This window comes from Paraburkholderia atlantica, from assembly GCF_000092885.1.
GTDB classification, from domain to species: Bacteria; Pseudomonadota; Gammaproteobacteria; order Burkholderiales; family Burkholderiaceae; genus Paraburkholderia; species Paraburkholderia atlantica.
Genome location: NC_014118.1, coordinates 1,969,818 through 1,984,309, shown reverse-complemented (window position 1 = coordinate 1,984,309; position 14,492 = coordinate 1,969,818). Strand labels below are relative to the sequence as shown.

Genomic DNA, 14,492 nt, shown 5'->3' with positions numbered 1-14,492 from the left:
AGTCCGGGTGCAAGAATGTGCGCTCAGGCGTTCTACACCCTCCGAACCCGAACCGGCAGAAACATCGTCGCTGTGAAGCACAGCAAATGCAGCCCGGCCAGCAGCACGAACATCGGCAAAAATCGGCTGGGCTGTACATCCGAAGCACCGTGCTGTGTCAGCGCGATCGCCATCGAGAGCAGCGTCGTGGCGAACGGACCACCCACTCTCTGCGCGATGTTCAACGCCGTATTCGCGACCGCGAGCCGTTCTTTCGCGATCGACGAATACGCGGCCGAGATCGACGGCACGCTGATCGTCCCCTGACCGACACCCGCAAGGAACAGACTGACAGCGGCCCATCCGGCGGAGAACGAAGCAATGCTCATCCATAGAAACACGAGCGTGCTCAGAAACGCCAGCAATGCGCCGCCCGCCGCGAGCGCGCGGCAACCGAGCCGCTCGGTCAACCAGCCGATCGGCGGGAACGAGCACATCATGCCGATGCCGGTAGCCGCGAGCAGACCGCCCGCGTGCGCAGCCGACAAACCGCAGCCCGCGATCAGAAAAAGCGGCACGGCAAGCTGTCGCCCATACATGATCCCGTTCGCGGAGAACTGCGCGAGTGCCGCGACTGAGAACGTACGTGTTGCAAACATGTGCACGTCGATCAACACGGCATTGCCTTTGCGCAACGCGTACAGCACGAACCCGGCGAGAAACACGACGCCCGCAAGCAGCCACGCGAGGCCCGCCGCGCGCGACGTGTTCTGAAGTCCATAGACCAGTGCGACGAGCCCGGGGGAGATCAACGCAAAGCCGGTGAAATCGAACGGCCGCTTCTGCGACGCAGGGGCATCGCGCGGCAGCAGCAACACCGCCATCGCGATGCCGACAGCGCCCACCGGAACATTGATGAAGAACAGCCATGGCCAACTCGCGTGCGCGAGGACGAGCCCGGCCAACACCGGGCCGAGAATCGGCCCGAGCAGAATGGGTAGCGCGGCGAAGCCCATCACGCGCTCGAGGTTCCTGCCGGCCACTCGTCCGATCATCATCTGCGCCATCGGCACGAGCACACCGGCAACGAGGCCCTGGAAGATGCGCGCGCCGATCAGCTCGCCGATCGTCTGCGCCGCCCCGCACAGCATCGACGCTATCGTGAACGTCGAAAAGCAGAACAGGTACAGCCGCTTCGCGCCGATGCGGTCGACCAGCCAGCCGTTGAGCGGCAACATCAACGCCATCGCGAGCAGGTAGCCGCTGACGATCCACTGCGCGGTGGCGATCGACGTATCGAGCGTATGGCCGATCGTCGACAGCGACACGTTGACCAGCGTCGAGTCCATCTGCGACATGAACGAACCGATCGACACGACCGCGGCGACCTTCCACACGGTCGGATCGATCCGCTCGGAAGCGGACGCGGAGACGTGCTCGCGCATGCCGCTCATCGGTCCTCGCGTGTGCAGGTATTGGTGTGGCGCTGGATCAAGCTCATGTACCGGCTCACGCTGCGTTGCCGCGCGCGGTCGTCGCGGCCGCAAGCTGTGACTGCTCGAGATGGCGGAGCAGCTTCGTCACCATCGCGACGACGACGAACGCGAGGACCACGAAGAACAGCGCGAGCGGCGTGAGCACCTGCACCGACACGAAGCCGGCCAGCCCCATCATCGCCGACGACACCAGCAGCAGCGCGCAGCCGAGAATCGCGCTCGTCAGACCCGCTATGTGCGGGAACAGCGAGTTGCCCTTCGCCATCAGCGTCGGATACATCGCGCCGGCGCAGAAGCCCATCACGAGCACGGGCGTCGCGAGCGTCCACACGCGCAGACCGACCGTCAGCGCGAGCAGCAGCATCACAACCGAAGCGGCGGCCATCAGCCGCGCGCCGATGCGCAGCCGCTGCTCGGCGCTCGGCAGACGCGGACCGTGCAGCCGATTCGACAGGCCGCCGAGAAAGTACATCATGCCGATGCCGAGCGCGAGATAGCCGAAGAAAGTCGGCGGCTTGTGCAGCGTGGTCTGCACCATGAACGGCCCGACGATGTTGAACACGAGCAGGATGCTGTAGCACAGACCCTGCGCGAGAAAGCAGCTTTGGAACACGGGGCTCGCGAGTACCTTGCGCGCGTTCGCGGTCAGCGTGCGCGGTTCGAGATGCACGGGCTTGGGCAAGGTCTCGCGATAGCGCCACAACAGCGCCCACATCACCAGCGAATAGATCAGCAGGAACACGAGGCACGCGCGCCAGCCGAACGCCGTCTGCAGATGCGCGCCGATCACAGGCGCGACGATCGGCGCCAGCCCCCACGCGATCGACATGTACGTGAACGCATGCAGCAACGCCTGACCCGCGAACGAATCGGTGATGATCGCCTTCGCGAGCAGGTTCGTGCTTGCGATGCCGAAGCCCTGCAACGCACGGGCGAGGATGAACGTCTCGAGATTCGGCGCCGCGAGCGACAGCAGACAGCCGACCGTGTAGACGGTCAGGCCGAACGCGAGCACGCGCTTGCGGCCATACGCGTCGGCGATCGGACCGAAGACCAGCTGGCCGAACGCGTAGGCGGCCATGTAGCCGGTGACGCTGGTCTGGATCGCTTGCGGCGAAGTGCCGAAGTAGTGCGCCATCGCGGGCAGCGCGGGCACGTAGATGTCGATGGCGAGCTGTCCGGCGGATGCGAACAGGCAGATCAGGAATAACAGGAAGCGCGGCGAGTTCGGGGCGGAGTCGGCGGAGGTGGGGTGGTCGGCGGTAGCGTGGCTCATGGGTGCATCGAAAGGGAACTCTGGCGGCGCGGGCATCGGCGCGTTCGAATGTCGAACGGAAAGGACGTGACGCCCCGGCATTATCGCCGCGTATTGTGCCCGTGGTATGGCAGGAAGTGGGATATTCCCTGGCGGGGGTGTGGGATGGCGCGGCTTGGCGTGGGATGCTGCCCTACCGCGCTGAACCATGATACGGCGCCGCGCTGCTGCTGCAGGAAGCGGGCCGCTCAACGGCCGACGCGCGCATCGTCACACGTCCGCTGCGCCCGGCGTTATGGCGGCAGCTGGGTTTGGCCTATCGCGCGGGTCCGGTGGAGCGTCCGACTCAGTATGTGCTCGACGTATTGCGGAGTTTGCGGTTGAGCTAGTGAGCAAGCCTACGTTGCCGCGGCGTTGCGTCTGTCCTGCTCCTCGCCATACAGCACGTACTCCTCCGCCATCGCCTTTGCAACGGATGCCCTACGCGCGATGCGTTCGAAGTACTGCTGCACGGATGGCCACTGCGAAAGCTCGACGCCGCTGTAGCGCGCCCAGTTCAACACAGTGACCAGATAAGCATCCGCGACGGAAAACCGTTCCAGCAAAAACTCGCGTCCGTGCAAATGCTGCTCCAGCAGATCCAGTCGCAACGCCACCCTCTTGTGTGTATAGCTAAGAACGTCGGCGGGCGCGTGCGGATCGAGCAGCGGCACGAACACCCCCTTATGCAGTTCCGTGCTGATGAACCCAAGCCACTCCTGCAGTTTCGCGCGTTCCGCCGTGCCGGGCAGCGGCGCCAGCGCGGCTGCCGGAAAGGCGTCGGCGACGTAAGGCAGGATCGCGGTGTTTTCCCGCAGCAGCCAACCGTCGTTGGTGCGAAGCACGGGGACCTGGCCTAGCGGATTGATCGGATAGAAATCGGAGCCGTCGCGCAGCCGCTTCGATTTCGTGTCGACTTCGATGAAGCGCGCATCGGCGCCCGCCTCGTAGAGCGAAATGCGCGTGGCGAGCGAACACGCGAGCGGCGAAAAATAAAGCTCCATGCTGATGTCTCCAGTCGTCGGTGAAGGTATTTTTGTACTATAGTGAACAAAAATCGATGACGCCAGAGAATTTTATGCATACCGGTACAAAATCTGGAAAACGCTCGCGAGGACGGCCGCGCAACTACGATTCGCAGCAGGCCCTGAACGATGCGCGCGACGCGTTCTGGCATGGCGGCTACTCGGGCACGTCGCTCGACGCGTTGAGTGAGGCGACCGGCATGAACCGGCCGAGTCTGTACGGCGCTTTCGGCGATAAGCATGCGCTGTATCTCGATACGCTCGATCGCTACATCGCGTTTGGCCGCGATGCGATGCAAGCCGCGCTGCATGGTGACCGGCCGCTCGCCGAGGCGTTGCTGGCCGTGTACGAAGGCTCGCTCGCGCTCTACTTTCCACAGGGCGAGGTGGCGCGCGGGTGCTTTCTGATCGGCACGGCGGCGGTGGAGTCGAGAGCGGATGCGCAAGTACGTGACAAGCTCGCGCACGGTCTTGCCACGTTCGATGCCGAGTTCGAGCGACGGTTCGAACGCGCGCAAGCCCAAGGCGAACTGGATGCGACCGCGAGTCCCGCGCTGCTCGCCAAAGTCGCATCGGCGATTCTGCATACTCTCGCGCTTCGCTCGCGCGCGGGCGACTCGCGCGAGTCGCTGCGCGCGACCGCGCAGGCTGGCGTCGCGCTGATCTGCGGGGCGCCGGGCAAAAAGCCAGGCAAACCATCAAGCAAAACGCCGAACAAGACTCGGCACAAGTTCAAAAGCTGAAGCACCGCGACGGCACACCGCTTGGCGGTTGATGAACCGCTGGCGCTGCGCCGAATAGCGATCGCCCGCCACCTTGATCTGCTCGAGCGCCGTCTCGATGCCAGCGAGATCCGCCAGCGTCAGCACGACACGGGCGGTGCCGACGTTCTCCGCGCGGCGCGGCATCTTCGTGGTGCCGAGCCACGCGAGTCGTGGCTCGGCCCGAAACAAACTGAAACATGCACGTTAAGCGCTTTGCGGAATAAGACGGCAAACTTGGGCGTTTGCTTGATACCGGTAGCGTCGATTTTTAAAACAGCTTTCGCAGCATCCATCGCCTTCGTGAACGGAACCCTATGAACACCCACGCGAATTCCCTGACCGATTCGACCGATGCAACTCACGCGCCGCGTTACACGCGCACCGCGATGACATTGCACTGGTTGATCGCGTTGCTGATGATCGTCAACGTCGTGCTCGCTTTGTCCGCGGATTCTCTGCCCGACGACTGGGTGCGTCCGGTGATCGACACGCACAAATCGATCGGCATCACGGTGCTCGGGCTCGCGGTGCTGCGCATTCTGTGGCGCGTGTCGCACAAGCCGCCGCCGTTGCCGCGCGAGTTTCCGTCGTGGGAAAAGATTGCCGCGCACCTCGCGCACTTCGCGCTGTATTTGCTGATGATTGCGTTGCCGCTGTCCGGATGGCTGCACGATTCCGCGTGGAAAGACGCGGCCACGCATCCGATGCAGTGGTTCGGCCTGTTCCAGTGGCCGCGCATCGGCTATGTGATGCACCTCGACCCGACACTGAAAGAGACGTTGCACGATCGCTTCGGCGCGCTGCACACGTGGCTCGGCTATACGCTTTATGCGTTGCTCGCGATGCATATCGGCGGCGCGCTCAAGCACGAATGGCTCGATCGCAAATCGGTGTTGAAACGCATGAAGCCGTGACGCTACCAGCCCCAATCTGAAATATTCGCTTTGAAGAAGACCCTCGAACAGGCACTCGCGGTCGCGTCACCACGCATCCTGCCGCGTCGCGCCACGCTATGGAGCGCGCTGATCCATTCCGGCGTCGTCGTGCTGTGGGCACTGCTGTTCGCGCGCGCGTTCTTTCTGCGCGGTGCGCTCGCGTGGTCGACCGGGATTGCATATGTCGTCTACGACACGTTGCTGCTCGCGTTCGTCACGTGGAAATCGTTGCCGCTCACGCGCCGCGCAGCGCCGCTCGAAGCCGACTACGAACGGCGCGAATTGCCGGGCATGGGTGTCATCGTCGCGTCGCATAACGAGGCGGCCGTGTTGCCGGTCACGCTCGCCGCGCTGCTGCGGCAAACGCACGGCCCGGCGCAGATCGTGATCGCCGACGACGGCTCCACCGACGCCACCGCCGACCTGCTCACGCAACGCTTCGGCCTCACGCCCGCAGCCGAAGGCGTGCTGAGCGCGCCGAGCTCGCTGCACCCGAACCTGTTCTGGCTGCGCGTGCCGCACGGGGGCAAGGCACGCGCGCTGAACGCCGCGATCACCGTGATGACGACCGACACCGTGATGACGGTCGACGCCGACACGCTGCTCGACGACGACGCCACCTACGCGATGCGCGCCGCGTTCGCGAGCGAACCGTCGCTCGTCGCGGCAGCGGGCATTCTCGTGCCAGTCTGCGGCAAGTCGTTGTCGGGCCGCGTGTTCCAGTGGTTCCAGACCTATGAGTACATGCGCAACTTCATCGCGCGTTTCGCGTGGATGCGCGCGGACAGCCTGCTGCTGATCTCGGGCGCATTCGCGTCGTTCCGGCGCGATGCGCTGATCGCGGTCGGCGGCTTCGATCCGGAATGTCTGGTCGAGGACTACGAGCTGATTCACCGGCTGCGCCGCTATTCGGTCGATCACGAACTCGGCTGGGACGTGCGCGTGGTCGGCGAAGCGCATGCGCGCACCGATGCGCCCGACACCCTCGCAAGCTTTCTGCGCCAGCGCCGCCGCTGGTTCGCGGGCTTCCTGCAGACGCAGTACTGGAACCGCGACATGACCGGCAATCCGCGCTACGGCACGCTCGGCATGCTGATGCTGCCGGTCAAGGCGGTCGACACGATGCAGCCGATCTACGGCCTCACGGCATTCGCATTGCTACTCGGGTTTCTATTCGGCGGACATAGCGCGATCGTCGTGTCGATCTTCAGCGTGATCGGTCTGAAAACGGCGATCGATCTGGCGTTTTACCTATGGAGCATTCATCTGTACCGGCGCTGGACCGGCGAGCGCAGCGGCAACAGCCTCGGCATGGCGATGCTCGCGGCCGTCGCCGAGCCGTTCACGTTCCAGCTCGCGCGTCATCTGGGCGCCGCGCTCGGCTGGCTGCACTTTTTGCGCGGTGGCCGCGCATGGGGCGTGCAACGGCGCTCCGGGCTCGTCGCCGGCGACGAGGAGTGAGCAGGTGGATGGACAGCGCATAACCTAAGTCAATGTTTCCGAAGGGCGGGTGTGGTAAAGGTAGATCCTTCACGCTGATGCGCCATGTGTGCTGCGACGCATCGAGCATGCCCGCGACAGTGCCATGCGGCGGCTGCATCAAGTAGACTGATGAAGATGCCGCACTGCCATGCAGCGCGGCTACCTTCTATCCGCTCGTGCACGGAGGCTTGACCTATGCATGCAGTTCCCCCGCTAGAACAGGAACAGGAAATCGCCGGCGCCGCGCTTGCCGCCGCGCCTGCTCAAGCCACTCGCGACGCGCCGGTGCGTGATCTGCGCCGCGTCGCCATTCATCCCGATTACTGGTACCCGCTCGCGTGGTCGCATGAAGTGAAGCGCGGCAAGACGCTCGGCGTCACCTTCGCCGGCGATCCGATCGTGCTCGCGCGCACCGAGAGCGGCAAGGTCTTCGCGTTGGAAGATCGCTGCGCGCATCGGCAGGTGCCGCTGCATCAGGGCGTGGTCGACGGTGAATCGATTCGCTGCGGCTATCACGGCTGGACCTACGACTGCTCGGGCACCTGCATCGACGTGCCGTACCTGGGCCGCGAGCGTCTGCCGAACGGCGTGCGCTCGTATCCGTGTCAGGAAGTGGAGGGACTGGTCTTCGTGTTTCCCGGCGATGCCGCGCTCGCCGAGGAACGGCCGCTGCCGGGCTTTCGCTCGGTATCCGACCCGAAGTACAAGACGCGCCGCTTCGGCCGTCCGGTCAAATGTCACTATTCGTTCATGCACGAGAACCTGATGGACATGAATCATCAGTTCCTGCATCGACGCCAGATGGGGCAAATGCGCGCGCGGTCGCTCGGGCGGCGGCGCGGCGAAGGCTGGGTCGAGATCGACTATACGTTCGCGCGGATGGCGGGCCAGCAGCCACTGGGCGAGGCGATGGTGTTCGGCGAGAGGCGTAAGACCGGTGGCTTCAACCACAAAGACGTGATGACGATCCGCACCGAATACCCGTACCAGACCCTGCAAATCCGCAACAACGAGAAGACGCTGGTGATGGACCTGTGGATCGTCTACGTGCCGCTCGATCGCGAGCAGCGCACCAATCGTACGTTCGGGCTGCTGTCGATCCGCAAGCCCGGCATTCCGGGCGTGATGAATCTCGCATGGCCGTTGCTGGTGTGGTTCACCGAGCGCATTTTCAAGGAGGATCGCGAGATCGTCGAGGCGGAGCAGCGTGCCCACGATTCGCAGGGAGCCGACTGGAACCACGAGGTGTTCCCGGTCATCAACGATTTGCGCGCGCTGCTGCGCGAGTGCGGCGCGCCGGACCGGGTGGTAGGCGCGGGCACTGGCGACACGTCGGTAATCCGCTTCTGGGATTCACGTCACGGCAATCCGCTCGCGAAGACCTGAGCGCAGCGCGGCGCGGTGCGGGTGCGGGTGGGTTCGCCGGCCCCGCGCAAGTCGTCCCGCCACGGCTTTCTGCCTCGCTGGGAATTAATCCATCTCCCCTCGGTAGACAATGCGCGGCGCGCAAGCGGCGATAATGTCGCACGGTACTGTTATTGCTCGCGAGTTTGCGCCAATCGACATTCGTCGCACCCGCACCCGTGTACCATTGCGCTTTTTCCGAACTTCAAGACTCGCTCGTGACCACGCAACAAACCCCCACCACTTCCCGTAAATCCCTCACTCTGCTGCAACTGCTTGGCCTGATCGGCGCCGCTGGTGTGATCGCCTCGTACGCGCTGAATCTGCTGGTACAGACGCACTGAAGCAGCGCCCGCGTCGCGCGGGCACCCTTACGCCGGCGCGCGTCGCCGGCTTTCTCGAGATTCCGATTGCCATGTACAAGAAGGGCGTAGCCGTAGAAATCCAGTTTTCCCCCGAGCGGCTCAACGACGGCGCCGGCGATCCGTACTGGATCGATCTGACCCACGACGAAGCGCAACGCCTGCTCGACAGCCTGCAGGCGCGGCTCGCGGGAACCGGCAGCGGCACGGTCGCGCCGCTCGTCGTGAGCCTCGATGCGACGGCGCGCACGACCGCGGCGGATGCCGCCTCGACCGCTACGCCCGATGCGCCGTCGGCCGCGAACGCCGCCGCGGCCGTCGAGTTCAAGCAATGGGTCTGCGTGATCTGCGGCTGGGTCTACGACGAAGCCGCCGGCGTGCCGGAAGAGGGCATCGCGCCGGGCACGCGCTGGGCCGATGTGCCGGCCGACTGGCGCTGCCCGCTGTGCGATGTGGGCAAGGACGATTTTGCGCTGGTGGAGTTTTAACGGGCGGGCCGAGGCTCGCCTGATCAACCTGCGCTACGCCGTTCCTTCGGGATAGTCCGCGCCCTCGGTCGTCGCTCGCCAGCTATCGAAATCGCCGCGCATGAAGTCGAGCTTCTTGTACGCGAGATCGAGCGCGGCCTTGCCGAGCAGCAAACGCAGCGGCGGCGTGTCCGACAACGCCGCATCGATGATCGCCTGCGCGGCGCGCACCGGGTCGCCGGCCTGGTTGCCGCTGCGCGCTTCGGTCTGCTTGCGGCGTGCGCCGGCGGTCGACGCGTAGTCGTCGATCAGCGTCGCCGACTGCTTGATCGACGGACCCGCCCAGTTGGTGCGGAACGGCCCCGGCTCGACGATCAGCACGCCGATGCCGAGCGGCTTCACTTCCAGCGCGAGCGACTCCGACAGTCCCTCGACCGCGTACTTGGTCGCATGATAAAAGCCGGTCGCCGCGAAACTCGTAATGCCGCCGATCGACGACACGTTGACGATCAAACCGCTGCGCTGCTCGCGCATGATCGGTAGCACGGCCTTCGTGATGTCGATGAGACCGAACACGTTGGTCTCGAACATCGCGCGGACTTCGCTGTCGTCGCCTTCCTCGATCGCGGCCAGATAGCCGTAGCCCGCGTTGTTGACGAGCGCGTCGATGCGGCCGAAATGGCGCTTCGCCTGCGCGACCACGGTTTCGATCTGCGCGCGATTGGTCACGTCGAGCGGCAGCACCAGCGCGCGCTCGCCGTGCCCCTCGGCGATGTCCTTCACTTTCGATGCATCGCGCGCGGTGACGACCGCGCGCCAGCCGCGTCCGAGCACGAGCTTCGCGAGCTCGCGGCCGAAGCCGGTGGAACAGCCTGTGATCAGCCAGACGGGATTGTCTCGATTCATCATGGGGAACACTCCTGTTGAGGGTCTATGACGTGAAGACTCGAAAACGGCGCGCCGGTGCGGCGCGAATGCGCGGCGCGTCGGTAATCGGTATGCGGGGTGATGTCAGCTTGAAGCGTGCCCGGTACGCGCGGCGGACGGTTCGGGCGGTGGCCCCGCGCGAGCGCGCGTGCTGCTGCGCGGATTCGCCGGGTGATGAGGACGGGCGCCGCCGTGACTGCTATGACTGCGATGACCGCGCGGGGCTGGTGTGGCGCTTCAATTGTAGTCGCAGCGCGGCGGCTTCGCTTTGCAGCGCGCCGACGAATGCGTCCGCGAGCGGATGCGCGGGCCGGTGCTCGGGGCGGATCACGCTGACGCGAAACGGCAGCGATAACGCGAGCGGCCGGATATGCAGATTGCGACCCGCGAAATCGAGCGCAGTCAGCGGATTGACGATCGCGATGCCGAGCCCCTGCCGCACGAAGCTGCACACGGATACCGCAGTCGGCGTTTCGAACAACAGGCGGCGCGCAATGCCAGCCCGCGCGAATGCTTCGTCGATCTGCAGCCGGTAGGGATCGTTCGCGGACAGGCTGATGCACGCCTGATCCGCGAAGTCTTTCAATGCGATCACACGTTTCGCGAGCAGCGGGTGAGCATCGGGCAGCACGCACACTTCATCGACGGCGATCAGCGGCGTGAGCCGCGTGCCGGGCGGCGGCGCGTCGTGTTCGGTGAGGCCGAGGTCGTAGCGCTGCGCGGTCAGCCATTCTTCGAGAAACGGCGACTCCTGCGTTGCGATCGATACGTTGACGCCCGGCTGCGCATCGTGAAAGCGTTTGACGGCGCCCGGCAGGATCGAATGCGAAAACACCGGCAGCGCGATGACAGACAACTGGCCGCCCTTGAATTCGCGCAGCGCGGCCGCTGTCGACGCGACGCGTTCGAGCCCGACATACGCGCGCTGAATCTCGTCGAACAGCGTCAGCGCGGATTGCGTGGGACGCAGCCGGCCCTGCACGCGCTCGAACAACGCGAAGCCGATGCTCTGTTCCATGCGCGCCAATTCGCGGCTCACGGTGGGCTGCGACGTGAACAGCAACTCGGCTGCCCTGGTGACGCTGCCGGCCGTCATCAGTGCGCGGAAGATTTCGATGTGTCGGTGCGTGAGCGCCATGGTGGGTCGGGGCTATATCAGAAGTGAATAGATCGGCGATAGATTGGTATTTTACTGAATGCTCGCCGCGGCTCATCATGTCGGCTAATGCTTTCACAATGCCTCGACATGCAACCGTTCATGATGCCATTCAACCCCCATCAACTCGCCGACCTCGCGCGCCAGCACGGCACGCCGCTATGGGTCTATGACGCCGACACGATCCGCCAGCGCATCGCACAGTTGCGCAGCTTCGACACGATCCGCTACGCGCATAAGGCCTGCTCGAACGTGCACATCCTGAAGCTGATGCGCGACGAAGGCGTGATGGTCGACGCTGTCTCGTTGGGCGAACTCGCGCGCAGTTTTGCGGCGGGGTTCACGGCGCAACCTGCGTCGCACGACGCAGCCGAAGGCGTGGTATTCACCGCCGACGTGCTCGACCACGCGACGCTGGCCACCGTGCTCGAAGAGCGGATCACCGTCAACGCCGGCTCGCTCGACATGCTCGACCGGCTCGGACGACATGCGAGCGAAGGCCATCGCGTGTGGCTGCGGATCAACCCCGGCTTCGGTCACGGCCACAGCAGCAAGACCAACACCGGCGGCGAGCACAGCAAGCACGGTATCTGGCGCGATGACCTGCCGCGCGCGCTCGAACTGGTGCGGCGCTATCGGCTGAAGCTCGTCGGTCTGCACATGCATATCGGCTCCGGTGTCGACTACGCGCATCTCGCGAAAGTTTGCGATGCGATGGTCGATGCAGTGTCGCAACTCGATCAGGACATCGAGGCGATTTCCGCGGGCGGTGGTTTGTCGGTGCCGTATCGCGATGGCGAGCCGAGCGTCGATACCGCGCATTATTTCCGGCTGTGGGACGACGCGCGGCGGCGCATCGAGGCGCAGGTCGGGCATCGTGTGCGGCTCGAAATCGAACCGGGGCGCTTTCTGGTCGCGCAGGCAGGCGTGCTGATCGCCGAAGTGCATGCGCTTAACCGGCGGCCGTCGCGGCAATTCGCGCTGCTCGACGCGGGCTTCAACGACCTGGTGCGGCCGTCGTTCTACGGCAGTCATCACGAGATCAGCGTGCTTAGGCGCGACGGCACGCCGAGCGATGCACCGATCGGCTCGTTCAGCGTGGCGGGGCCATTGTGCGAGGCCGGCGACGTGTTCACGCAGGTGGAAGGCGGTGTCGTGACGAGCCGATCGATGCCCGCGCCTCAAGTGGGCGACCTGCTGGTGTTTCATGATGCGGGCGCGTACGGCGCGTCGATGTCATCTAACTACAACAGCCGGCCGCTTGCTCCCGAGGTGCTGATCGAGCGCGGCAATGCGCGGCTGATCCGGCGCAGGCAGCGCATCGAAGAATTGATCGCGCTCGAAGCAACGGCGGATTGACGTTCAACGCTCAACGCGCCCGCACCGTGCGCGTGTACGACGCGATCATCGTCGCGAACTCCTGCGCGGCTGGCGTCAGCGGTATCGCCGCGCGTTGCAGCAGACAGACGTGCTGCTGCAAAGCGCGCTCGCGCACCGGAATCGTCGTCAGCACGTCCGCGAACGGCCCACGCTTCGTGATGACCGACGATTCGAGCGACAGGCAATCTGTCGCGCCCACCAGATGCAGCGTCTCGTAAAGGCCCTCGACGGTCGCGACGATCTTCGGTGGCGGCAACCCGTGGCTGTCGAACAGATGGCTCAAGCGGTTGACGTGCGGCTCCTCGGTCAGATTCGGCGAGCGCGTCGTCACCCACGTGCAATCGAACAGCTCAGCGAGCGACTTCGCGCGCGCCTTCGGATGACCGCGCCGGCACACGATCACCGGATCGGACGGATACAGCGGTGTGACCGACAGATCGGCGGTATCGGTCTGCTTCGAGACGAGCGCGACCGCGAAATCCAACGTGCCTTCGCGGATCCACGAAATCATCATGCGTGAAGTGCCGGTGCGCAGATGCACGGCGACGCGCCCGAAGCGCGCACGAAATTCCATCAGCACCGGCGCGAACGCGTCGACGAGCGGCTCGGTCGTCATGCCGAACGTGACCTCGCCGACGTAGTCGCCGCGCAGTTGCCGCACGTCATCCTCGGCACGCTCGCATTCACCGAGGATCGCGCCGGCCCGCTGCAGCAGCCGCTGGCCCAGCGCGGTCAGCGCAATGCCGCGATTCGTGCGCGTGAACAACGTCGCGCCGAGCATCGATTCGAGGTTCTGCAACTGCTGCGTGATGCCGCTTTGCGCGATGCCGAGCGCGCGCGACGCGGCGCGGATGCTGCCATGCTCGGCGACCGCCGTGAACGCGCGCAGCTGCGAAATCGTCAATGCCATGGCGTCAGAGTCTGGTGATCGGGAAAAGTGATCATGATAGTCCGAACGGGACTTCTTTGAGGCGCGGCGGCAGCTTACGATCACGCTGTCCTGATCCACTCCCCGTCGCCGTCCATGAAAACTCCGCTGATGATTCTCTGCGCCGCGCTGGCTTTCAGCAGCGGCGCGTTCGCCGCCGACGCCAATACGTTGCGCCTCGGCATCGACCCGACCTATCCACCGATGGACTCGAAGGCGCCCGACGGCAGCCTGAAGGGCTTCGACGTCGATCTCGGCAACGAGATTTGCCGGCGCATCCACGCGCATTGCCAGTGGGTCGAACTCGAGTTTTCGGGCATGATTCCGGCGCTGCAGGCACGCAAGATTGACGCGGTGCTGTCGTCGATGGCGATCACCGAAAAGCGTGAACAGCAGATTCTGTTTTCGTCGAAGCTGTTCCAGTTCAAGTCGCGGCTGATCGCGCGGCGAGGCTCATCGCTCGCGCCTACGGCGAGCGGACTGGCAGGCAAGCAGATCGGCGTGCAGTCGGGCACGCAGTTCGAGGGTTACGCGCTGAAGAACTGGACGCCGCTCGGTGCGAACGTGGTCGCCTACAAGAGCCAGGACGAGGTGTTCGCCGATCTGCGGAACGGGCGGCTCGACGGCGCGCTGCTCGGCACCGTCGAGGCCGACTACGGCTTCCTGCGCACGCCCGCGGGCAAGGGCTTCGCGTTTGTCGGCGAGCCGCTTTCGATGGGCGATCGCGGCGTCGGCATCGGCTTGCGCAAGGATGAAACCGGGGTGCAGGCATCGATCAACGCGGCGATCGCGTCGATGCGCGAGGACGGTACGTATGCGCAGATTGCGAAGAAGTACTTCGACTTCGATCCGTACGGCAATTGATCCGGATTTCCCACTTATCTTCACGGCTT

15 protein-coding genes and 1 pseudogene are annotated in these 14,492 nt (G+C 64.8%); 10 read left to right on the top strand and 6 right to left on the bottom strand.

The genetic code is table 11. The annotated features are described in order from the left end of the window. Positions 1–32 precede the first annotated feature (32 nt). Positions 33–1,433, bottom strand: coding sequence for a DHA2 family efflux MFS transporter permease subunit (locus BC1002_RS24960; RefSeq protein WP_013092777.1), 1,401 nt, complete (start codon positions 1,431–1,433; stop codon positions 33–35). A 55-nt stretch (positions 1,434–1,488) separates the two neighbouring features. After that, a complete protein-coding gene (locus BC1002_RS24955) occupies positions 1,489–2,751 on the bottom strand; it encodes a multidrug effflux MFS transporter (RefSeq protein WP_041735191.1) in 1,263 nt (420 codons plus the stop codon). 191 nt (positions 2,752–2,942) lie between these two features. Here BC1002_RS24955 and BC1002_RS39055 point away from each other — a divergent pair. Then, positions 2,943–3,119, top strand: a pseudogene (locus tag BC1002_RS39055) (LysR family transcriptional regulator); the annotation flags it as partial. 9 nt (positions 3,120–3,128) lie between these two features. Here BC1002_RS39055 and BC1002_RS24950 read toward each other — a convergent pair. Then, positions 3,129–3,773 carry a glutathione binding-like protein gene (locus tag BC1002_RS24950; RefSeq protein WP_013092775.1) on the bottom strand — a complete coding sequence of 215 codons (645 nt, stop codon included), beginning with the start codon at positions 3,771–3,773 and terminating at the stop codon, positions 3,129–3,131. 74 nt (positions 3,774–3,847) lie between these two features. Here BC1002_RS24950 and BC1002_RS24945 point away from each other — a divergent pair, with 74 nt between their 5' ends. The 7 genes from BC1002_RS24945 to BC1002_RS36670 all read left to right on the top strand — a co-directional run bounded on the left by BC1002_RS24945 (position 3,848) and on the right by BC1002_RS36670 (position 9,229). Further along, positions 3,848–4,537, top strand: coding sequence for a TetR/AcrR family transcriptional regulator (locus BC1002_RS24945; RefSeq protein WP_013092774.1), 690 nt, complete (start codon positions 3,848–3,850; stop codon positions 4,535–4,537). Between the two features lie 21 nt (positions 4,538–4,558). Beyond that, the gene (locus BC1002_RS37935; RefSeq protein WP_157874753.1) at positions 4,559–4,876 is read left to right on the top strand and encodes a hypothetical protein; all 318 of its coding nucleotides are present in this window, start codon (positions 4,559–4,561) and stop codon (positions 4,874–4,876) included. Then, positions 4,873–5,472: a cytochrome b gene (locus tag BC1002_RS24935; RefSeq protein ID WP_013092773.1), complete on the top strand. Its 600-nt coding sequence runs from the start codon at positions 4,873–4,875 to the stop codon at positions 5,470–5,472. Before BC1002_RS37935 ends, BC1002_RS24935 begins: the two co-directional genes overlap by 4 nt. Positions 5,473–5,502: 30 nt before the next feature. Then, positions 5,503–6,954 (top strand): glycosyltransferase family 2 protein, encoded by a 1,452-nt coding sequence (locus BC1002_RS24930; protein ID WP_013092772.1) that lies wholly within the window; start codon positions 5,503–5,505, stop codon positions 6,952–6,954. Positions 6,955–7,170: 216 nt separating this feature from the next. Next, positions 7,171–8,361 (top strand): aromatic ring-hydroxylating oxygenase subunit alpha, encoded by a 1,191-nt coding sequence (locus BC1002_RS24925; protein WP_013092771.1) that lies wholly within the window; start codon positions 7,171–7,173, stop codon positions 8,359–8,361. A gap of 236 nt (positions 8,362–8,597) precedes the next feature. After that, positions 8,598–8,723 carry a hypothetical protein gene (locus tag BC1002_RS39415; RefSeq protein WP_260185321.1) on the top strand — a complete coding sequence of 42 codons (126 nt, stop codon included), beginning with the start codon at positions 8,598–8,600 and terminating at the stop codon, positions 8,721–8,723. A gap of 71 nt (positions 8,724–8,794) precedes the next feature. Next, positions 8,795–9,229 (top strand): rubredoxin, encoded by a 435-nt coding sequence (locus BC1002_RS36670; RefSeq protein WP_013092770.1) that lies wholly within the window; start codon positions 8,795–8,797, stop codon positions 9,227–9,229. Positions 9,230–9,262: 33 nt separating this feature from the next. Here BC1002_RS36670 and BC1002_RS24910 read toward each other — a convergent pair whose 3' ends face one another. Both BC1002_RS24910 and BC1002_RS24905 read right to left on the bottom strand, forming a co-directional pair. After that, on the bottom strand, positions 9,263–10,117 hold the full coding sequence (locus BC1002_RS24910; protein ID WP_013092769.1) for an oxidoreductase: 855 nt from the start codon (positions 10,115–10,117) through the stop codon (positions 9,263–9,265). Positions 10,118–10,334: 217 nt separating this feature from the next. Continuing rightward, positions 10,335–11,273, bottom strand: coding sequence for a LysR family transcriptional regulator (locus BC1002_RS24905; protein ID WP_013092768.1), 939 nt, complete (start codon positions 11,271–11,273; stop codon positions 10,335–10,337). A 123-nt stretch (positions 11,274–11,396) separates the two neighbouring features. Here BC1002_RS24905 and lysA point away from each other — a divergent pair, with 123 nt between their 5' ends. Then, positions 11,397–12,650: a diaminopimelate decarboxylase gene (lysA, locus tag BC1002_RS24900; RefSeq protein ID WP_041735410.1), complete on the top strand. Its 1,254-nt coding sequence runs from the start codon at positions 11,397–11,399 to the stop codon at positions 12,648–12,650. 10 nt (positions 12,651–12,660) lie between these two features. Here lysA and BC1002_RS24895 read toward each other — a convergent pair whose 3' ends face one another. Continuing rightward, a complete protein-coding gene (locus tag BC1002_RS24895) occupies positions 12,661–13,581 on the bottom strand; it encodes a LysR family transcriptional regulator (protein WP_013092766.1) in 921 nt (306 codons plus the stop codon). A gap of 114 nt (positions 13,582–13,695) precedes the next feature. Here BC1002_RS24895 and BC1002_RS24890 point away from each other — a divergent pair, with 114 nt between their 5' ends. Beyond that, positions 13,696–14,463 (top strand): transporter substrate-binding domain-containing protein, encoded by a 768-nt coding sequence (locus tag BC1002_RS24890; protein ID WP_013092765.1) that lies wholly within the window; start codon positions 13,696–13,698, stop codon positions 14,461–14,463. Positions 14,464–14,492: the final 29 nt, after the last annotated feature.